This window comes from Cellulomonas sp. SG140 (assembly GCF_025770785.1).
GTDB lineage: Bacteria > Actinomycetota > Actinomycetes > Actinomycetales > Cellulomonadaceae > Cellulomonas.
In genome coordinates, this window is sequence record NZ_JANZLA010000006.1 from 85,326 (window position 1) to 105,908 (window position 20,583).

The window sequence follows — 20,583 nt, forward strand, 5'->3', positions numbered from 1 at the left end:
GGCGTCCGAGGACCGGTCAGCTCAGGTCGGCCAGGTACTGCAGCAGCAGGCGGGCGCCGTAGCCCGTCGCCCCGGCCGTCACCTCGTGGGCATCGGCGGTGGCCCGTGCGGTGCCCGCGACGTCCAGGTGCGCCCAGCGGCGCGTGCCGACGAAGCGCTGCAGGAACAGGGCCGCGAACACCGAGCCGCCGCCCATGTGCTTGTCCCGCGCGGTCTGACGCACATCCGCGACGTCGGAGCGGAGCGAGTCCTGGTACTCCGCCGACAGGGGCATCGGCCACGCCAGCTCACCGGTCGCCTGGCCGGCAGCGGTCAGCGCCCGCACGAGGTCGTCGTCCGTCCCGTAGAGAGCGGCGTGGCCGCGCCCGAGCCCGAGCGTGGCCGCACCGGTCAGGGTGGCGACGTCGATCAGCACGTCCGGGTCGAGCACCGCATCGGCGTACGCGAGGGCGTCGGCGAGGACCATGCGGCCCTCCGCGTCGGTGTTCTGCACCTCGACCGTCGTGCCGCCGTACACCCGCACCACGTCGTCCGGCCGGTAGGAGGCGGCGCCGACCTGGTTCTCCGCGAGCGGGAGCACCGCAGTGACGCGATGCACAGAGCCGCTGTGCGCGGCGCCGAGCACCGTGGCCAGCGCGACGGCAGCACCCGCCATGTCCGTCTTCATCGGCACCATCGACTCGCGTGGCTTGATCGACAGGCCACCGGTGTCGTACGTGATCCCCTTGCCGACCACCACCACGTGGTGCGCGGCCGGCTGCGGTGGCGTGTACCTGGCGACCACCAGCCGGGGCGTCGAGGCGGAGCCGCTGCCGACCGCGAGGATGCCGCCGAACCCCTGGGCGGCCAGCTCGCGGGGACCCAGTACCTCGACGCTCACGCCGGCGCGCGTGGCCAGCCGACGCGCCTGGTCGGCGACCCACGCCGGGTTCTTCACGCCGGACGGCGTGTTCGCCAGGTCCCGCACCAGCCACGTCGCCGAGGCGGCCGTGCGTGCGGCGACGACGGCGGCGCCCGCCCGACCACCGTCGCGGCCCAGCAGCACCAGCTCGGCGGCGGCCTTGACGGCGTCCTTGTGCGCACCGCTCGGCTGGGCGTACGCGGCCAGGAGGTAGCCCTCGACGAGCGCCCGGGTCGACCGCGCCACGTCCGACGACGCGGCGTGGTCGTCGTCGCCGAGGGTGGTCGCGACCGCACGCCAGCCCCGGGACGCACGAGCCAGCGCCGCACCGGCCCGGCGCAGGTCGGTGTCCGAGCCCTGCCCGACCCCGACGAGGACGATCCGCGGGGGAAGGTCCGTCCACGGCAGGGCCACGGCCGAGCCGACCGGCCGTGGCAGCTGCACGACGGAGGACTCCCCGGCCGCACCCGTCAGGCCGGAGCGCTCGGCCAGCTCCGCCAGGTCGATGCCGTACCGGGCCGCGGCCTGCGCTGTCCCGGAACCTGCGGCCAACCCCTCGTCACCCTCGCGTCCCGGTGCGACCGGCACGGCGACGGCGTCGAGAGAGCCGTCCGTCAGCAGAGGGCTGTCCGCGAGCGCGCTGCCCGACAGCGTGACGGTCGGAGGTGTGCGGTGACGTGCCGACGGCGCCATCCCGCCGGCCGGCCTCAGCCGGCGACCGACGTCAGAGCCTGTCCCAGCTCCGCCGCCTCGGTCGCGTTGAGCTCGACCACCAGACGGCCGCCGCCCTCGAGCGGGACGCGCATGACGATGCCACGACCCTCCTTGGTGACCTCCAGCGGTCCGTCGCCGGTCCTCGGCTTCATCGCGGCCATGCGGGGCCTCTCCTTCGGCTGGTGTGACCCGGCCTCCCTGCGCAGGGAGGCGGTTGTCCGGGTCCCATCCTAGGTCACCCGCCCCTTCCGACCGGCCCCCGCACGGTCACGGTGGCCAGTCGCCGTGCGGGTTGAACAGCCACATCGTGCGGATCCACAGCACCTGCAGCCCCACCATGAGGGCCAGCACGGCCCAGAACGCGATCCGCCGGGCACGTTCCGGGCGGGTGACCAGCCCGGCGGTGACGGCACCCATCGGGAACGCCAGCAGGAGGAAGCGGGCCAGGCTGCTCCCCGGCTCGATCACCGCGACGATGTACCCGATGTAGGCCGCGGCCCAGGTGTGCAGCTCGTTCCCGAGCCGCCAGGCGGCCGGCGCGACCAGCAGGGCGATCGTCAGCCCGAAACCGGCGACCACGACGAGGGCCGCCCACGGCCCGAACCAGAACTGCGGGACATAGGTCCAGCCGTAGAACGGCGTGGTGGTGCGCACGCCCCGCCACGACTCCTGGGTGAGCAGGTACCCGTTCGGCACTCCGGTCATCCAGCCGCAGATGAGCGGCCACGCGAAGCCGGACACCACCGCGACCGCACCGAGGACCGCGACGCGCAGCACGTCGCGCAGCGGGAACGCCTCGCTCCCCCGGCGGGCGTCGCGCCACCGCACGAGCGCGTGCACCGCCACGACGACGGCCATCGGCAGGGCTACGGCACGGGCGAAGCCCAACGCCACCACGACCAGCGCCGCCGCGCCGTAGCGCCGTCGCATCAGCAGGTACAGCGAGCCTGCGACCAGGAGCAGGGCGAGCGACTCGGTGTAGCCCGCCTGGAGCACCGGCGACGTCGGGAAGACGCAGACCAGGGCGACGGTCGCCAGCGGCAGCGCCGGCCACGCGGCGACGGCGCGGGGCGCGCCGAGGACGACGCAGCGGTGGACGAGCAGGACGGCGCCGGCGCCGAGCAGCGTGGCGACCACCGGGGCGGCCACCTCCCACGGCAGGCGGGTGACCGCCATCACCGCGCGGACGAGTGCCGGGTACAGCGGGAAGAAGGCCCAGGCGTTCTGCTGCACCAGCCCGTCGGCGCCGTGCGGCAGCGTGGCCGGGTAGCCGTGCTCGGCGATCTGCCGGTACCAGGACCCGTCGAACATCAGGCCGACGAACTTCCAGTACGACGGGTGCCCCGGCGTCCAGAGGTTGGGCAGCTGCAACCGCGCCACCCAGACGAACACCGCCGCGGTGAACAGCCTGGTCACCGTGTACAGCGCCAGGACCTGGCCCCACCAGGGCCACGTGCGCGGGTCGGTCCGGGCGCGGCTCACGCCCGGCATCGGCTCGAGGACCACGCGACTACCAGCCGGCGCTCTCGGCGGCGGCCTGCTCGGCCTCCGCGTTGGCCCGGACGACCGCCTCCTCCTGTGCGCGGAGCTCGGCGCTGCGCCGCACCACGATCTCGACGGCCTCGTCGGGGTCGTCCGTCAACCGGAGCAGGTCGGCGTCGAGCGGCCCGATCATGCCGCGGTCCGCGACGGTGCCGCGGATCCAGTCCAGCAGCCCGCCCCAGTAGTCCGAACCCATCATCACGATCGGGAAGCCGATCACCTTGTGCGTCTGCACCAGGGTGAGCGCCTCGAACAGCTCGTCCAGCGTCCCGAACCCGCCGGGCAGCACCACGAAGCCCTCGGCGTACTTCACGAACATCGTCTTGCGGGCGAAGAAGTACCGGAAGTTGACCCCGAGGTCGACCCACTTGTTCATGCCCTGCTCGAAGGGCAGCTCGATGCCGAGGCCGACCGACAGACCACCGGCCTGAGCCGCACCGCGGTTCGCCGCCTCCATCACCCCGGGTCCCCCGCCGGTGATCACCGCGTACCCGGCACGGGCGAGCCGCTCGGCGACGCGGCGGGCCAGGTCGTACTCCGGCTGGCCCTTGCGGATGCGGGCCGAGCCGAACACGCTGACGGCCGGACCGACCTCGGCGAGCGCGCCGAAGCCCTCCACGAACTCGCTCTGGATGCGCATCACCCGCCACGGGTCCTCGTGCACCCAGGCGACCCGGTCGCCACGGGTCAGCAGGCGCTGGTCCGACGTGGTGGTGGGGATCTGCGGGCCCCGCAGCAGGACGGGGCCGCGGCGGTACTCGGCGGTGTCCTTGCGCCGGCGGCCGTCACCACGTCGGGAACCGCCCCGCTCGCCGGCGCCCTGCGGCGCGTCCGCGGTGCGCTCGACGCCGTCGTCGTCCTGCTGCTCGTCCATGGGGGGCACTCTAGGGCCGGCACCGAGGTGCGGCCGGTGCGCTCAGCGCACCAGCCAGGCGCGCAGTGCCGCGTGCACCTGCTCGACCTGCGCGAGCGGGCAGCGCTCGTCGCGGGTGTGCGCCAGCAGCGGGTCACCGGGGCCGAAGTTGACGGCAGGAACCCCGAGGGCGCTGAACCTCGCCACGTCCGTCCAGCCCAGCTTGGCCACCGGAGCGCGGCCGGTGGTCCCGAGCACCGCGGCGATGAACTCCTGGGCGGCCGGCTGGTCGAGCCCGGGCAGCGCGCCGGCGGCCGCGTCGACGACGGTGACGTCGTAGCCGGCCATCACGTCACGGACGTGGGCCTCCGCCTCGGCGAGCGAACGGGTGGGAGCGAACCTGTAGTTGACGGTGACGACGCACCGGTCCGGGATGACGTTCGCAGCGGTGCCGCCGGAGACGAGGACGGCGTTGAGGCCCTCCCGGTACTCCAGGCCGTCCACCGTCACGGTGGCGGGCGTGTACTCCTCGAGCCGACGGAGCAGCTCGCCCGTGCGGTGGATGGCGTTGACGCCCATCCACGAGCGGGCCGAGTGGGCGGCCACGCCCGGGACGACCACCTCGGCCCGCAGCGTGCCGTTGCAGCCACCCTCGACACCGCCTGCCGTCGGCTCGCCCAGCACCGCGAAGTCCGCCGCCAACCAGTCCGGGTGCGCGGCGGCCACCCGGCCCAGCCCGTTCAGGTCCGCGGCTACCTCCTCGTGGTCGTAGAACACCCACGTGACGTCGTGCACCGGCGCCGTCAGCTCGGCGGCGAGCGCCAGCTGCACGGCGACTCCCGCCTTCATGTCGACGGTGCCGCGGCCCCAGAGCACCGCGTCCGACCCGCTGCCCTCGACGTGGCTCGGCACGTTGTCCGCGATCGGGACCGTGTCGAGGTGACCGGCGATCGCGATACGCCGGGGCCGGCCCAGCCGGGTGCGGGCCACGACGGTGTCGCCGTCGCGGAGCACCTCGAGGTGCGGCAGGGCGCGCAGCGCGCCCTCGACGAGGTCGGCCAGCGGTCCTTCGTCCCCGCTGACGGAGGGGACGTCGCAGATGGCGCGCGTCAGCGTCAGGAGGTCCGCCGTGAGGTCGAGGTCGGTCACGCGCCGACCCTAGCCACTCCTGGAGCCACTCCAGGAGCCCACTCCTGCGGTACGACCCCGGCGCCCTCCGCTCACCGGGAGTGTGCCGCGACGAACGCCAGCAGGTACGCCTTGGAGTCGCCGTTGTCGATCGCCGTGTCCGGGAGCTGCTGCGCAGCCGTCCACGCGGCGGCCGCCTCCTTCGGACCGGCCATCGACCGGTACATGAGCAGGTAGTCGCCGAACTGCACGCCGTACCCGTTCGGCGCCGCCTCGTCGACGGCGGCCGTGATGCGGGCCGGGTCGACACCCTGCGCGAGCCAGCCGGACCCCGGGTTCATCGGGATCAGCTGGATGCCGAGCATCGCGCTGGGCTCGGGGCTGAACCAGGTGGCGTAGTCACGCTTGCCGCCCCAGTTCATGGCGACCACCTTGTGCTGGAACCCGCTGAACGACGACAGGTCCGGTGCCGTCCAGTAGGCGCGCACCGAGGCGGCCTCGGTGGACATCAGCCAGGTGGCCTCCGTGCCGAGCGCGTCCTGCCCGCTCGCGGCCGCCCACAGGCCCAGACCGTTCCAGGCGTTCACCGCCTCGGAGCCGGACTCCTGGTTGTTCCCGTCGGCGAACGGCGACGTGCCGGACGCCCACGAGTGGCCCGCGTAGGGGTCGAACACCCGCAGCTGCGGCAGCTGGTCGCTGGGCTTCGCCGCGGCGATGTCCTGCGCCACCAGGTCGAGCACCGGCCGCAGCTTGTCGGCGAGCCCCGGGTCGCCCTTCGCGAGCAGCCCGGCGGCCGAGAGCAGGTAGCCGTAGTGGAAGTGGTGGTCGTTCAGCTGGTCGGAACCGAAGGACGGCGTCTTGCCGATGACCGACCGGACCGACTCGTCGTACACGAAGCACCGGGCGTCGCGCTGCGCGCAGCCCTGCGGGTCGGCCCACTCCTGGAGCGCCTTCTCCGTGCGCGCCCGCAGGTCGGCCACGGCGTCCTTCTCGCCGACCTGCTCACCCAGGACCACGAGCACGGCGGCGCGGTACAGGTTCTTGCCACCGAAGTAGGTGTCCGAGGCGAACGCCCCGGTGGACGCGACGTCGGCGCGCACCTGCGTGGCGACGGCCGCCTTCTGGTCGGCGGTCAGGTGCGACAGGTCGAGAGATCCGGACGGTGTCGCCAGCGGTGCGTACGCCGTCAGCACCGAGCCGCGGCACAGCGTCAGGTCCCCGTAGATGCTCGGGTAGGTGCCGAGGTCGCAGCCGGTCCGCGTCGGCTGTGCACCGGTGCGCTGGTGCGGCATGAGGACGTAGGCCGACGGCGCGCCCTTGGCGGTCCGGTAGGTCAGCGTCGTGCGGGCCACCTGGTCGCCGACGCCGTACGACACGTCGACGCCCGTGACGGGGTCGGCGGCGGCCTGGGCGAGCTGGGGCGCCGCCTGGTCGGACGCGCCGTGCGGCAGCGGGTACCAGGTCGCCGTCTGGCCCGCCTGGAGCGTGACGGAGGATCCCTTCAGAGCCCCCGACGGGACCGCGAGGGCCCACGTCGTGTCCCCGACGGTCACCGTGGGCGCCGGCCCGCTGCCGGCGGCGAAGCCGGCTCCGGAGCCGAACGTCACCTGCCGGTCTGCCGTGAACGAGGCGAAGGGTGAGCCCTCGGCGAGCGCGACGTGGCCGAGCCGTGCGCCGCCACCGTCGAGGAGCGCCACGGTGACGCTCACGGGGTCGGCGGCGATCACCTGCGAGGACGCGGCGCCGACGTCGACCGTCACGGCCGGGACGTGCGGACCCGCGATCGTCTTCGCGGTGGCCACCGGCTTGGGCGCGCCGAGCTGGAAGCCGCCACCCACGAGCGCGAACGACAGCGGAAGCGGGAACACCGGCTGCGGCTGGGCGCCGAAGACGAGCCCGGAGTACCACCGGTTGGAGGGCGGCACCATGCCCGGCGCGAGCCGCGGGGCCGTCACGCCCTGGGCCACGCCCGCGTGCGGCACGCCCTTGACCAGGGCCGCGGTGTCGACCCGTGGCACGGGCGCGTCGGCCGGACCCTGGACCGGGCCGGTCCCCGCGCTGGAGGACCCGGCCGCGAGGTGCCGGCCCCCGCGTCCCCAGGGCGACAGCCCGACCACGACGGCCGCGACCAGCGCGAGGGCGGCGAGGGAGCTGATGACGACGACGCGGCGGCTCAACCGATCAACCCCTGGACGTAGGTGCGGACCTTGTCGGCGACGGTGGTCACCACCCCGTCGTTGCGCAGCTGGAGCTGGGCGACCACCGGGGTGCCGGCCGTCACCATCCCGTCACCGGCGCCGGACGCCAGGCCCGGGCTGGTCACGTCGACCACCGCCTGCGCCTTGCCGTTGACCGTGGTCACGCGCATCTGGTCCACGGAACCGACGACCGTGCGCTGGTCCGGCAGCACGATGGTCACCGGCTCCTGCTTGCTGACGCGGGCGTACTCCTTGGGCGTGAGGGTGTACTGCGCCTCCACGGTCAGGCTGCCCGCCCGCTGCACGGTGCCGAGCTGGCCGCCGGCCTGCACGAAGCTGCCGGGCTGCGCCTGCAGCTGCGTGACCGTGCCGTCCTCGGCGGCCTGGACCACCAGGTGGCCCGCCTTGTCGACGACGGTGGCGTCGGGCACCTGTCCGGCACCCTGTGACCGCGCCTGGGTGAGCGTGGCCGAGTCGATCGTGAACAGCGTGTCGCCCTTGTGCACCTGGTCGCCGACCTTGACGGGTCGGTCCAGCACGATGCCGGCGTACGGAGCGCCGACGGCGATCTCCTGACCGACGATCTGCGCCGACGTGCTGGTGGCACGTCCACGGTTCTCGTTCAGCTTGTAGGTGGCCAGTGCGGCCAGGACGAGGACGAGCACGACGCCGAACAGGAGTCGCAGGCGGGAAGCCCAGGTCATGCGGCACCTCCGGTGAGGACGAGGTCGGGGTTCTGCGCGGCGCGGACGGCACGACGACCGCTGCGGCGGGCGAGCCGGGCGGCGCGACGAGCGCGGCGCGCCTCGCGCAGGGCGGTGACGAGGAAGCCACCGAGGATCAGCGTGTTGGTGATGTTCCAGGCGAGCGCGAGGCTCGGGTAGCCGTTGCTGACGTCCTTCCAGACGCCGACCACCGTGGTGACCGCCAGCAGGACGAACATCAGCACCTGCGGCTGGATGAAGGCGAAGGGCGAGCGGTACGCGCCCTTCTTGCCGGTGACGTGCCACACCTGCTCGCGCCGCAGCAGCGCGTTGACCAGCGCCCGCAGGTAGATCGGGAACGACACGGAGGCCAGCAGCAGCACCTCCCAGCGGAACGAGCCGAGGGTGTAGAAGGCGAGCAGCACCTGCAGCACGTAGAACCCGGCGTAGTACAGCGCCCACGTGACGGGTGTCAGGTGCAGGTTCATCGGCGTCATGTCGAAGTAGATCTGCAGCGGCGGCACCAGCAGCAGGAGGGCCGGTGTGATGCCCGTCAGGTAGTGGGTCGCGGTGACCGTGTACTGGACCTTCTGGTCCACCGTCAGGCCGCGACCGCGCCGCCAGGGCCAGCGCTGCAGCATGATCTCGAAGCCACCCGTCGCCCACCGCAGCTGCTGCTTGGTGTAGGCCTCGACGGTCTCGGGGGTGTCGCCGACCGCGAGCGCCGTGGGGATGTAGACCGACCGCCAGCCGCGCTCGTGCAGCCGCAGGGACGTCCAGACGTCCTCCGACTTGGAGTCCGCGTACATGCCGCCGACCGAGGCGATCGCCGCGCGGCGGAACACGACGTTGGTGCCCACGCAGAACGCGGCGTTGAACCGGTTCCGGCCCGGCTGGATGAACCGGTAGAACACCGACTGCATGTAGCCCGCGCCGCGGGAGATGATCGAGTCGAGGTTGCCGTAGACCTGCGGCGTCTGCACGAAGGCCACGTCGTCCTCGGCGAAGAACGGCACGGTCTCGTGCAGGAACGACGGGTCCGGCACGAAGTCCGCGTCGAAGATGGCGAACAGCTCCGCCTTGCTCAGCGACAGCGCGTGGTTGATGTTCCCGGCCTTGGCGCCCGTGTGCACGAGGCGGCGCACGTAGCGGGCGCCGAGCTCGGCGGCGAGGTCGCGGACGTCGTCGTCGTCACCGTCGTCGAGCACCCAGACGACGTGCGCGCCCTGCATCGCCATCGCCGCGCTGACCGTGCGGCGGATCGTGCCGAGGTCCTCGCCGTAGGTGGTGACGAAGACGTCGACGTCCACCACGCGGTCCTTGAGGAACATCCGCCACGCCCACGGCGCGTCCTCCGCCCGGTCACGGACGATCTCCGCCATCTCGTACAGGCGATCCTGGGCGTGGTGAAACGCGAAGTTCCGGGGGTTGTCGCCACCGGCGAGGATGGTCCACATCGCCAGCAGGGCGTGCGCGACGAGCACCGCCTCGGCCGTCATCACCATCACGTACGGCAGCCAGTCGCCGCGGTTCGACGGGTTCAGCAGGAAGACGGCGTACAGGACGACGCCTGCTGCGGCCGCCAGCACGAGCAGCACCAGCGAGGGGCTGCGCGCCGCGTCGTTCTCGGCGCTCGGGGCGGGAACCTCGTACGGCTCGTCCGTCGCGCGCGGCTCGCTCATCAGCCGCCCGAAGGTCGTGGTCACCGGTCCTCCATCGTCGTCGTCCAGGTCGCGAAGGAGACTCCTTCGCGAGTGGGCGGCGTCGTCGGCGCCGGTCGGCGGACGACCTGCCCTCGACGGTTCCGAGGACGGTCTCGCTGGGACCTGGATGGCCCTGCAGCGCCCGCACTTGCGTACTTCGACGATGGGTGGGCAAAGCCGACATGTCCACCCGAGACGGTGTGAAGCAGGTCACGCAAGAACGGTCAGAACGGACGTAACAGGCGCCTGACCTGCATGGACAGGCGTCCAGATCGGGACTGGCGTGACAGCCGCGGACACCGCACCGTTCTCACGATGCGGGACGGCAGACGTCGGCGCGCGAAGCGCGTCGACTCAGAGGCGCAGGCTCGCGGTGCTGGCCCGGATCGGTGCCGGCAGCTCGCTGGTGCCGGTCCCCGACAGGTACGCGTCGACGGCGCGGGCCGCTGCACGACCCTCGGCGATGGCCCAGACGATCAGCGACTGGCCACGCCCCGCGTCCCCGGCGACGAACACGCCGGGGACGTCCGTCGCGAACTCGTCGTCGCGCGCCAGCGTGCCGCGACCCGTCAGCGTCACGCCCAGCTGCTCCAGCAGCGGGCTCCGCTCGGGCCCGGTGAAGCCCATCGCCAGGAGCACCAGCTGGGCCGGCAGGTCACGCTCGGTGCCCGGCACCGGGGCGATGCGTCCGTCCACCAGCTCGACGTCCACCAGGCGCAGCGCGCGGACCGCGCCGTGCCCGTCCGCCAGCACCTCCTGGGTGCTGACCGCGTAGACCCGTTCGCCGCCCTCCTCGTGCGCGCTCGCGACGCGGAACAGGTTCGGGTACGTCGGCCAGGGCTGGCCGGCGGGCCGGTCCTGCGGCGGCCGCGGCATGATCTCCAGCTGCGTGACCGAGCGAGCGCCCTGCCGGATCGCGGTGCCCAGGCAGTCCGCGCCCGTGTCGCCGCCCCCGATCACCACGACGTCCTTGCCCGTCGCGGTCACCTGACCCGGCACGTCCTCGCCGAGCGCCGCCCGGTTGGCCGGGGGCAGGTACTCCATCGCCTGCAGCACGCCGCCCACCTGGCGGCCAGGCACGTCGAGGTCCCGCGGGACGGTCGAGCCGACCGCGAGGACCACCGCGTCGTAACGGGCGCGCAGCTCCACGCCGGACACGTCGGTGCCGACCTCGACGCCCGAGTGGAACCGGGTCCCCTCCTCGCGCATCAGCGCGAGGCGACGGTCGATGACGTCCTTCTCCATCTTGAACTCGGGGATCCCGTAGCGGAGCAGGCCGCCCGGCTTGTCCGCGCGCTCGTACACCGCCACGGTGTGGCCCGCCCGGGTCAGCTGCTGCGCCGCGGCGAGGCCTGCGGGCCCGGAGCCGATCACGGCCACCGTGTGGCCGGTGTACCAGCGCGGCACCTGCGGCGTGACCAGGCCGCGGGAGTAGGCCTCCTCGATGATGGAGACCTCGACGTTCTTGATGGTGACCGGCGGCTGGTTGATGCCGAGCACGCAGGCCGTCTCGCAGGGTGCCGGGCACAGCCGCCCGGTGAACTCCGGGAAGTTGTTGGTGGCCAGCAGCCGGTCCGTCGCATCCACCCACTGGTCGCGCCACACCAGGTCGTTCCACTCCGGGACGAGGTTCCCCAGAGGGCAGCCGTTGTGGCAGAACGGGATGCCGCAGTCCATGCACCTGCCCGCCTGCTGGTGCAGCGTGGCGAGCGCGTCCCGGTCCCCGGCGCGGTGCGCATGGATCTCGCGCCAGTCCAGGATGCGGACGTCGACGGGCCGGTCGGCGGGCAGCGCTCGCTGCCGCACGGTGAGGAACCCTCGGGGATCAGCCACGTCACTTGCCCTTCGATGCAGGCCAGAGCCCCTTTCGGGGAGCTGGCGGCCCGGGGCACGGAACCGGGCAGGCACCCGTGCCGAGCACACCCTAGACACTGTCCGGACGCCCGCCGAACGGGCCTAGGTCCCGGCCCTAGGCTGGCGGCCATGTCCTCCCGTACCGCCTGGGGCCACGGCCTCGCCACGGTCGCCGACGACGGCACCACCCTGGACGTCTGGTACCCGGCGCCTGCGCTCGGCGCTGCGCCCGCCGACGCGCAGCCGCCCGCCGAGCTGACGGCGGCGACCGGGTCCGACCCGCTGCGGGGGGTCACCGTCGTCGTCGTCACCACGTCGATCGACCTCGACGCGGCCCCCGCCGACTGCGCCGACGCCTACCTGCGGCTGCACCTGCTCTCGCACCGTCTGGTCCGGCCCAACGAGCAGAACCTCGACGGCATCTTCGGCGTGCTCCCCACGGTGGTCTGGACCTCGGCGGGTCCGTGCGCCGTCGAGGGGTTCGAGCAGACCCGCCTGCGGCTGCGCGCCCGGGGCGCGGTCACGGTCCTGGGCGTGGACAAGTTCCCCCGGATGGTCGACTACGTCGTCCCCGACGGCGTCCGGGTCGCCGATGCCGACCGCGTCCGGCTCGGCGCGCACCTGGCACCCGGCACCACCGTGATGCACGAGGGCTTCGTCAACTACAACGCCGGCACGCTCGGCGTCTCCATGGTCGAGGGCCGCATCTCCCAGGGTGTCGTCGTGGGAGACGGCTCCGACATCGGTGGTGGCGCGTCGATCATGGGCACCCTGTCCGGCGGTGGCCGCGAGCGGGTGTCGATCGGGCGGCGCACGCTGCTCGGCGCGAACGCCGGTCTCGGCATCCGGCTCGGCGACGACTGCGTGGTCGAGGCCGGGCTGTACGTCACGGCGGGCACCAAGGTCGCGCTCGTGGGGTTCGACGACGAGCCTGGCGCGCGGGTCGTCAAGGCGCGCGAGCTGTCCGGGGCGGATGGCGTGCTGTTCCGTCGCAACTCCCGCACCGGGGCCGTCGAGGCCGTGCGGCGCACCGGGGTCGGTGTGCAGCTCAACGCGGCGTTGCACGCCAACTGATGCCGGGTCGACGCCCGCAGCGTCGTTCTCCGCGACGTCGGCGGGGACGGCGAGTCCTCGCCACCGTCGTCGGGGCGCTGCTGCTGGCCGCCGCCGCGGTGGCAGGTGTCGTGCTGCTGCTCGACCACGCGGCGCCCCGACCACCCCTCGCGGAGAGCTGTGTCGCCGAGGTCAACGGTGTGACGGCGCGGCTGAGCCCGCAGCAGTCGGACAACGCGGCCGTGATCGCCGCGGTGGCGGTCCGTCGTGGGCTCCCCGCACGCGCGGCGACGATCGCCCTCGCGACGGCGCTGCAGGAGTCCGGCCTGATCAACCTCGACCACGGCGACCGGGACTCGCTCGGGCTCTTCCAGCAACGGCCGTCCCAGGGCTGGGGCACCGCCGCCCAGGTGATGGACCCGGTCTACGCGACCGGGACGTTCTACGACCGGCTGGTGAAGGTGCCCGACTACCAGAACCTGCCGATCACCGCGGCGGCCCAGGCGGTGCAGCGCTCGGCGCTCCCCGACGCGTACGCGGTGCACGAGGACCGGTCGAGGGCATGGGCCTCGTCGCTGACCGGATGGTCGACGGCCGCCCTGAGCTGCACGCTCCGCCCGGCGAGCGCCCCGGGAACCACCGACGCGGTGCTGACCCGGGCGTCGCGGGACCTCGGGCTGACCGGATCCGTCGTCCCCACCGCGCCGCCTGCGGGCTCGGTGCACACCGCGGCGCCGGCGCCCGTCGTGGCGCTCGACGCGACGCCGCTGGTCGCCGGTGATGCGGCGCGCGCCGGATGGGCGACCGCGCAGTGGGCGGTCGCGGTGGCGTGGACCGTCGGTGTCGACCAGGTGGCCGTCGCCGACCAGGTGTGGAAGCGGGGCACCGACGGCTGGCACCCGACCACCACCGCGGCGCTGCCAGCCGGTCAGGTGCGGCTGACGCTCGCCACCTGACCGTTCACCGTCCGATCCCCTGCACGTGCCACCCGGCCGAGCGCGCCGGGGCCGTTCCGTGCGGCGGCCCAGCCGCCGCCCGAACCCTCAGCGCTGCTCGACCGGGACGTAGTCGCGCTCGGTGGCGCCCGTGTAGATCTGCCGCGGCCGGCCGATCTTGGTCTGCGGGTCGTTCATCATCTCCCGCCACTGCGCGATCCACCCGGGCATGCGTCCCAGGGCGAACAGCGGCGTGAACATGTCCTCGGTGAACCCCATCGCCTTGTAGATCAGGCCGGTGTAGAAGTCCACGTTCGGGTACAGCTTGCGGGAGATGAAGTAGTCGTCCGAGAGCGCGATCTCCTCCAGGCGGAGGGCGATGTCCAGCAGCTCGTCCTGCGTGCCGAGCGCCTGCAGCACGTCGTGCGCGCTCTGCTTCACGATCGCCGCACGCGGGTCGTAGTTCTTGTAGACGCGGTGCCCGAAGCCCATCAGCCGGACGCCCGCCTCCTTGTCCTTGACCCGCCGCATGAACGAGGTGGCGTCGCCACCGTTCTTCTGGATCTCGACGAGCATCTTCAGCACGGCCTCGTTGGCGCCGCCGTGCAGCGGGCCGGACAGGGCGTTGATCCCCGCCGCGACCGACGCGTACACGTTGGCGTGGCTCGAGCCGACGATCCGCACGGTCGACGTGGAGCAGTTCTGCTCGTGGTCGGCGTGCAGGATCAGCAGCTTGTCGAGCGCCTTGACGGCGACCGGGTTCGGCGCCCACTGCTGGTACGGCACCGCGAACGCCATGCGGAGGAAGTCCTCGACGTAGCCGCGCGAGTAGTCCGGGTACAGCAGCGGCTCGCCCTTGGACGCCCGGTACACGTACGACGTGATGGTGCGGGTCTTGGCGAGGATCAGCACGGTGGCCAGCTCGACCGCCTCGGGGTCGAACGGGTCGAGCGACTCGGGGTAGAAGGTCGAGAGCGCGTTGACCGCCGAGGCCATCACGGCCATCGGGTGCGCGCCGCGCGGGAACGTCCCCATGAAGGTGCGGAAGTCCTCGTGCACCAGCGTGTGCCGGTTGACGCGCTCGACGAAGCTGTCCAGCTCGCTCGGCGACGGCAGCTCCCCGTGGATCAGCAGGTACGCCACCTCGAGGAAGCTGGAGCTCTCCGCGAGCTGGTCGATCGGGTAGCCGCGGTAGCGCAAGATGCCGGCGTCACCGTCGATGTAGGTGATCTTCGACTCGCAGGACGCCGTGTTCATGAACCCGGGGTCCACGGTCACCAGGCCGGTGTCGCGCAGCAGCGAGGAGACGACGATGCCGTCGTTGCCCTCGGTCGCGGTGACGATCGGCAGGTCACGGGCCTGGCCGTCCACCACCAGCTGAACCGGTGCCTGCGTGGGCGCCGAGAGGGTCTCCGTCATGTTCGTCCTTCCTGCACCGGCCGGATGAGCCGCATCGTCGCGTACCTCAGCGGGCGGGGCCAGTGGTGAGGGCCCCGCAGGATGTGGCGTGACAGTACCCGCCGAATTCGTCACACGACCAACGTCCAGCGGACGTTCGTCCCATGTGTGACGCGACTCACACGGTCCGTCATGCCCCAGTCAGGCGAGCCGCGGCCTCCCCGATGCGCTCGTCCGATGCCGTCAGAGCGATGCGCACGTGGCCGCTTCCCGCCGTCCCGTAGAACGCACCGGGTGCCACCAAGATGCCCAGCCCGGCCAGGTCGTCCACGGTCGCCCACGAGTCCTGCCCGCCGGCCGCAGGACGGGTCCACAGGTACAGGCCGGCCGCGGAGCGGTCCACCGTGTACCCGGCCTCCTCCAGCGCGGCCCGCAGCACCCGACGGCGACGTGCGTAGCGAGCCCTCTGCTCCGCCACGTGGGCGTCGTCGTCCAGCGCCACGGTCATCGCCGCCTGCACCGGCCCGGGCACGATGAGGCCCGCGTGCTTGCGGACCTCCAGCAGCGCCGTGACCAGCGCGAGGTCACCGGCGACGAACGCCGCCCGGTAGCCGGCGAGGTTCGACTGCTTGGAGAGGGAGTAGGCGGCCAGCAGACCGGAGTGGTCGCCGCCGCACACCCGCGGGTCGAGCAGGCTCGGCACGCCCTCGGCGTCCCACGGCGCGTCCCACGCCAGCTCGGCGTAGCACTCGTCGGACGCGACGATCACGGGCTTGCCGTGCCGCGCCGACGCCGCCCGGGCGGCCTCGACCACGGCACGCAGCTGCGGGACGCCGAGCACGGAGCCGTCCGGGTTGCACGGCGAGTTCAGCCAGACGAGCCGCACCGCCCCCGCGTCGTCCGCGGCGAGCCGGGCGGCCGGGTCGGCGCACGGCTCCGGGGTCGCACCGGCGAGGCGGGCGCCGACGTCGTACGTCGGGTACGCCACCGCCGGGTGCAGCACCACGTCGCCCGGGCCGAGCCCGAGGAGAGCCGGCAGCAGTGCGACCAGCTCCTTGGACCCGACCGTCGGCAGCACCGCCGCGGGGTCGAGGTGCGGCACGTGCCGCCGCCGGGCGAACCACCGGGAGACCGCCTCGCGGAGCTCCCTGGTGCCGTGGGTCGTCGGGTAGCCAGGTGAGTCGGCCGCGGCAGCAAGGGCCTCGCGCACCAGGACCGGCGTCGGGTCGACGGGTGTGCCGACGGACAGGTCGACGATCCCCCCGGGGTGAGCAGCGGCACGGGCGGCCGCCGGTGCCAGGGTGTCCCAGGGGAAGTCCGGGAGCGTGCCGGTCAGCAGTCCCACGGGGACGTCACTCGCCGTTGATGCGCAGCGGCAGCGTGGCGATGATCGGGTGGTCCTTGTCGATCTGGCCCATCTTGGCGGCACCGCCGGGCGAGCCCAGGTCGTCGAAGAACTCGACGTTGGCCTGGTAGTACGTCGCCCACTGCTCCGGGACGTCGTCCTCGTAGTAGATCGCCTCGACCGGGCACACCGGCTCGCACGCACCGCAGTCCACGCACTCGTCGGGGTGGATGTAGAGCGAACGACGCCCCTCGTAGATGCAGTCGACAGGACACTCGTCGATGCACGCCTTGTCCTTGACGTCGACACAGGGCTCGGCGATGACGTACGTCACGGTGCTCCTCCACGGGTGCGCGACAGGCGCGGTGCCGGCGCCGGATCGGTCGTGCCTAGTATCGCTCACATGCCCCTGCCGCCCGGTCACGGTCCACATGACGGGGACGCCGCGTGAGCCGCGACGGCTGGCGGGAGTGGGCCCCGGGCATCCGCGTGGTGGTGCGCCGGCTGCGCGACGACAGCCCCGGGCCCGGCGAGCCGCGGTACACGGACGTGCTGGGCGACCTGCTGGAGGTCGACGACGAGGGCGTGCTGGTCCGCACCCGCCGCGGTGACGTGCACGTCCCGGCCCGTGCGATCGCCCTGACCAAGGTGGTGCCGCCCGCACCGCCGCGGCGCCGGCCCCGCTCTCTCTAGAGCCGGCTGGCCGGCGGGGTCAGGACGTCGGGCTCGGCGACGCCCCGCTCGGGGCCGGGCCGCAGATGATCGTGTCCTGCGGCTTGTACGTGGTGGTCCGGGACGTCGACTGCTTCACCTCGCCGTTCAACGACAGCTGTCGCGTCACCGTCACGGTGAAGCCCGGGTTGCCGGCCTGCTGCGGCGTGCAGTTCGGCGACTGCGAGTAGACCGTCGTCGGGGCGTGCACGTTGGACCGCGGGCTCGTCGTGGACGTCACGGTCCAGTACTTGGTGCCCCAGATCCGCACGTGCATCTGGTTGTCCGCCACCCACGCCTGGATGAGGGCGCCGTACGGAGTGTTGTTCTTCCACTTCATGTCGAGGGTCGGCACGAAGATCGTCGCCTCGCGACCCTCCGGGTACCGCGTGAACCACTCCGAGTGCGGGGTGTGCGCCACGTCCTCGAAGCCCGCGAAGAAGGCGGCGTTGTACGTGGTCGTCGACACCTGCGACAGGCCGCCGCCCAGCGCCTGGACGTGGTCGCCGTCGACGATCGCGCCGGCGTCGATGTAGCCGTGCGCCGCATCGATCGGGCTCAGCGCGGTGCCGAGGCTGAAGGTGTCACCGGGCTTGACGAGGACGCCGTTGATCTTGCTGGCACCGACGGTGATGTTGACCGTCCGGTGCGGCTCGCTGGTCAGCGGGGTGGCGAACTCCGAGACGATCTCCTTGATGCCGAGCGCCTGCAGCGCCGCCGTGCTCTGCGCCGGGTCCGACGGCACCAGCGAGACGGTGGCGGTGCGCTGGGTCGGGGACGACGCGGCCGTGGCGACCGCCGTGGCGAGGGCGTTGGGGTCGATCGTCGTGCCGGGCGTCCCCGGGACGAGCACGGGGGCGTCGTTCTGGAAGTCGAAGCGCGCGTCCGACGCCGGCGTGACGAGCCCTGGCGTCTGCGCCAGCACCGCGGCCACCAGGGCGGGGCCGTTGAGCTGCAGCACCAGCTTGCCGTCCTGGGCGACGAAGGACGCGTTGGCGACCAGGGTGCTCGCGGGCAGGCTGACCGTCCGATCGGCGACGGACACCGTCACGGGTGCACCGGCGACGCGCTGCGCCACCTCGGTCAGCGCCGCGTCCGTCTCGGCCTGCGTGATGTCCGGTACGACCGACCTGGTCGGCAGCACCAGAGGTCGAGCGCCCACCAGCCAGCCGTCGCGGATCGCCTTCTCCGCACCGGGCACGTCCAGGTCGGTACCGTCCTGCGCCGGCGTGGCGTGGGCGGTGCCGTCGGCGAAGACGATCGAACCGTTGACCGGGGCGACCTGCAGCGAGTCGGCCAGCTGCCGGACCGCGGCGTGCAGGGCGCCGGCGTCGACCGCCGTGACGGCGGGCTGGGCACCCACCCCCACCACCTGGTTCCAGAGGCGGACCGGTTGCAGCAGGTTCACGCCGACCAGCCGCCGGACCGTCGCTGCGGCGTCGAACGTCAGGCCGGCGTGCGCCGGGTCGAGCTGCGACTGCTGGGTGCCTGCCGCGACGGCCAGCGCGCCGGTGGTGGCCGGGCCGAGGCGACCGGTCAGCCGGTCCACCGCCGCCGCTTCGGTCAGGCCGCCGATGTCCACCCCGGCGACCGTGGCCCCACGCGGCACCCGGTGGCCCAGCGCGTAGCAGGCACCGGCGTACGCACCGACGAGCACCAGGACGATGCCGAGCGCGACGGCCAGCTGGCGTGGCCAGCGACGGCGGCCGTCGTCCGGCTCGAAGTCGTCGAGCACCGAGGCGTCGCGGCTCACGACCGGGATCGCGCCGGCGCGGACGTGCGGGGACGAGGAGCCGCCGGCCGCGGTCGCAGGGAAGGCGCTGGCCCGCGAGGGGGTCGTCGCAGCAGCCGCGGGCTCCGCCGGGACCGCCGGGACCGCGACGGTCGGCTCGGCGGCGGTCACAGGGGTCGCCGGGGCGTCGACAGGAGGTTCGACGGCGGCCGGCGAGCCATCGCCCGAGGCCGTCTCGGCGGTCGGTGCGCCCGGGCCGGTGACCGGCTCGCCAGTACCGTCGGCAACGGGGGCGTCGGGGGCGACCGCGGCGTCAGCGACGACCGGGGCATCAGCGGCGCTCGCCGGCGCACCCGGCGCAGCTGCCGCGGCGTCGACGCCGTCGACCGCCTGGGCTGGCTTCGTCGCGCTCTGGGCGTGCCCCGCGGTGCCCGCCTCCTCGACGTCGGCGTCGTGCACGGTCTCGGCGGGAGCCACCGCCTCGGTGGGAGCCACCGCCTCGGTGGGGACGACGGTCTCGGCAGGGACGATGGTCTCGGTGGGATCCGCCGTCTCGGCAGACACCGACCCGGCGGTCCGGTCGCGCGGTTCGGTCCCCTCGCCGGCGTCCGGCGTCTCCGGGGTGCCCTCCGGCGTCTGCTCCGAGGCATCGGCGACCGAGGTCGGCTCCGCTTCGTCCGGCTTCGTGCTCGGGCCGTCGCCACCCGGGTGCGCCGAAGGGATGTGGTGGAGCCGGCTGATGTCGGACCAGGTGGGCCAGCGGGTGCCGTCGCCGCCCGGCGTGGGATCGGCGACCGGCACGGAGTCGCTGTCGGTCCCGTTCGTCATCCACTCCCCCTGGGTGGCGGGGCTGCTCTCCCGCGTCGCGCGATTCTACGGCGGCAGGGGTCCGCGACCGGGGAGGTGCCCGTCGGCCGGCCACCGGACGGCTGCGCGCGGACGCCCGGCCCGCGCGGTTCAGCGGACCGGCCGCAGCCGCCCGCGAAGGTGCACCAGCGAACCGGCCTCGGCGTCCCCCTGGACCGCGTCGAGCACGCCGCCCACGACGATCCGGTGGTCACCGGACTCGTACGTCGCGACCGTCTCGCAGTCGAACCAGGCGGCGGCGCCGTCCACGCGAGCGCCGCCCGTCAGCGCCGAGACCGTGTGCGGCACGCGGAGCAGCTGGTCGACGACGGGCCGGCCGTACGACGCCAGCCAGTCCGCGACCGGGGCCTGGTCGTCCGCCAGCACGCTGAGGGTCCACCGCGCGGTCTCCTCGAGCGCATCCGCCAGCCGGGAGTCGGCGTGCACGCAGAACAGGAGCTGCGGCGGCCGCAACGAGACCGACGCCACGGAGCTGACCGTGGTGGCGTGCACCGACCCCCGCCACGCGACCGTGACCACGCACACGCCGCCGGGGAGCCGGGCGGCTGCCGCCCGGTACGCGTCCACGTGCTGCCCGTCGGCGGCGGTCACGGGCGGTCGGCGAACAGCCGGCGCGGGAGCAGCGCCACCGCCACCGTGACCACCAGCGACCCGAAGACCCACACCAGCCCGAGCACCCCGGCCGGCACCAGCACGTCCCCGCCGGGTCCCCGCTGCGCGAGCACCTGCACCGCGAGGAAGAGACCGCCGAGGAAGCCGACCCACGTGACCCAGCCGGACCACGCGCGCGCCGTGACGGCGGCGCTGAGGACAAGGAGGAGCGCCCCGACCATCCCCCACGGCTGGTAGGCGCGGTGCACGACGGTGCCGACCGTACCGACCAGCACACCGAGCAGCAGGGCGCCCGCGGCACGACCCGCCGCGGCGGCTGTCAGGGGTTGCACC

The 20,583-nt window shown here is 73.4% G+C and carries 18 protein-coding genes; 3 read left to right on the plus strand and 15 right to left on the minus strand.

Annotated elements, in window-relative coordinates; genetic code table 11:
- Window positions 1–16: 16 nt before the first annotated feature.
- The 9 genes from N0B34_RS12285 to N0B34_RS12325 form a co-directional block, all read right to left on the minus strand.
- The gene (locus N0B34_RS12285) at window positions 17–1,594 is read right to left on the minus strand and encodes a leucyl aminopeptidase family protein (protein ID WP_263731686.1); all 1,578 of its coding nucleotides are present in this window, start codon (window positions 1,592–1,594) and stop codon (window positions 17–19) included.
- A gap of 14 nt (window positions 1,595–1,608) precedes the next feature.
- Window positions 1,609–1,776 (minus strand): DUF3117 domain-containing protein, encoded by a 168-nt coding sequence (locus N0B34_RS12290; RefSeq protein ID WP_263731687.1) that lies wholly within the window; start codon window positions 1,774–1,776, stop codon window positions 1,609–1,611.
- Window positions 1,777–1,882: 106 nt separating this feature from the next.
- The gene (locus N0B34_RS12295; protein WP_412175749.1) at window positions 1,883–3,106 is read right to left on the minus strand and encodes a hypothetical protein; all 1,224 of its coding nucleotides are present in this window, start codon (window positions 3,104–3,106) and stop codon (window positions 1,883–1,885) included.
- 19 nt (window positions 3,107–3,125) lie between these two features.
- Window positions 3,126–4,031, minus strand: coding sequence for a TIGR00730 family Rossman fold protein (locus N0B34_RS12300; protein ID WP_263731689.1), 906 nt, complete (start codon window positions 4,029–4,031; stop codon window positions 3,126–3,128).
- Window positions 4,032–4,073: 42 nt separating this feature from the next.
- Window positions 4,074–5,159, minus strand: a complete 1,086-nt coding sequence (gene dapE, locus N0B34_RS12305; RefSeq protein WP_263731690.1) for a succinyl-diaminopimelate desuccinylase — start codon at window positions 5,157–5,159, stop codon at window positions 4,074–4,076.
- A 71-nt stretch (window positions 5,160–5,230) separates the two neighbouring features.
- The gene (locus N0B34_RS12310; protein ID WP_263731691.1) at window positions 5,231–7,315 is read right to left on the minus strand and encodes a glycosyl hydrolase; all 2,085 of its coding nucleotides are present in this window, start codon (window positions 7,313–7,315) and stop codon (window positions 5,231–5,233) included.
- Window positions 7,312–8,040, minus strand: a complete 729-nt coding sequence (locus N0B34_RS12315; protein ID WP_263731692.1) for an HlyD family efflux transporter periplasmic adaptor subunit — start codon at window positions 8,038–8,040, stop codon at window positions 7,312–7,314. Before N0B34_RS12315 ends, N0B34_RS12310 begins: the two co-directional genes overlap by 4 nt.
- Window positions 8,037–9,746 (minus strand): glycosyltransferase, encoded by a 1,710-nt coding sequence (locus N0B34_RS12320; protein WP_263731693.1) that lies wholly within the window; start codon window positions 9,744–9,746, stop codon window positions 8,037–8,039. The genes N0B34_RS12315 and N0B34_RS12320 overlap by 4 nt, the downstream gene beginning before the upstream one ends.
- Window positions 9,747–10,097: 351 nt before the next feature.
- A complete protein-coding gene (locus N0B34_RS12325; protein ID WP_263731694.1) occupies window positions 10,098–11,576 on the minus strand; it encodes a glutamate synthase subunit beta in 1,479 nt (492 codons plus the stop codon).
- Between the two features lie 150 nt (window positions 11,577–11,726).
- Here N0B34_RS12325 and dapD point away from each other — a divergent pair, with 150 nt between their 5' ends.
- Entirely contained in the window at window positions 11,727–12,671 is a 945-nt protein-coding gene (gene dapD, locus N0B34_RS12330; protein ID WP_263731695.1) for a 2,3,4,5-tetrahydropyridine-2,6-dicarboxylate N-succinyltransferase, read from the plus strand.
- A complete protein-coding gene (locus N0B34_RS12335) occupies window positions 12,671–13,606 on the plus strand; it encodes a hypothetical protein (protein ID WP_263731696.1) in 936 nt (311 codons plus the stop codon). Before dapD ends, N0B34_RS12335 begins: the two co-directional genes overlap by 1 nt.
- Before the next feature lie 87 nt (window positions 13,607–13,693).
- Here N0B34_RS12335 and N0B34_RS12340 read toward each other — a convergent pair whose 3' ends face one another.
- From N0B34_RS12340 to fdxA, 3 genes are all read right to left on the minus strand, one after another.
- On the minus strand, window positions 13,694–15,004 hold the full coding sequence (locus tag N0B34_RS12340; RefSeq protein WP_263731697.1) for a citrate synthase: 1,311 nt from the start codon (window positions 15,002–15,004) through the stop codon (window positions 13,694–13,696).
- Between the two features lie 169 nt (window positions 15,005–15,173).
- Window positions 15,174–16,328 carry a succinyldiaminopimelate transaminase gene (dapC, locus tag N0B34_RS12345; RefSeq protein ID WP_263731698.1) on the minus strand — a complete coding sequence of 385 codons (1,155 nt, stop codon included), beginning with the start codon at window positions 16,326–16,328 and terminating at the stop codon, window positions 15,174–15,176.
- Between the two features lie 7 nt (window positions 16,329–16,335).
- Window positions 16,336–16,662: a ferredoxin gene (fdxA, locus tag N0B34_RS12350; protein ID WP_263731699.1), complete on the minus strand. Its 327-nt coding sequence runs from the start codon at window positions 16,660–16,662 to the stop codon at window positions 16,336–16,338.
- Window positions 16,663–16,775: 113 nt separating this feature from the next.
- Between fdxA and N0B34_RS12355 the strand changes: the two genes are divergently transcribed.
- Window positions 16,776–17,021: a hypothetical protein gene (locus N0B34_RS12355; RefSeq protein WP_263731700.1), complete on the plus strand. Its 246-nt coding sequence runs from the start codon at window positions 16,776–16,778 to the stop codon at window positions 17,019–17,021.
- 19 nt (window positions 17,022–17,040) lie between these two features.
- Here N0B34_RS12355 and N0B34_RS12360 read toward each other — a convergent pair whose 3' ends face one another.
- The 3 genes from N0B34_RS12360 to N0B34_RS12370 form a co-directional block, all read right to left on the minus strand.
- Entirely contained in the window at window positions 17,041–19,599 is a 2,559-nt protein-coding gene (locus tag N0B34_RS12360; protein WP_263731701.1) for a VanW family protein, read from the minus strand.
- A gap of 129 nt (window positions 19,600–19,728) precedes the next feature.
- Complete coding sequence (locus tag N0B34_RS12365) at window positions 19,729–20,229, minus strand: flavin reductase family protein (RefSeq protein WP_263731702.1); 501 nt, start codon at window positions 20,227–20,229, stop codon at window positions 19,729–19,731.
- Window positions 20,226–20,582 carry a DUF6113 family protein gene (locus N0B34_RS12370; RefSeq protein WP_263731703.1) on the minus strand — a complete coding sequence of 119 codons (357 nt, stop codon included), beginning with the start codon at window positions 20,580–20,582 and terminating at the stop codon, window positions 20,226–20,228. Before N0B34_RS12370 ends, N0B34_RS12365 begins: the two co-directional genes overlap by 4 nt.
- Window position 20,583 lies beyond the last annotated feature (1 nt).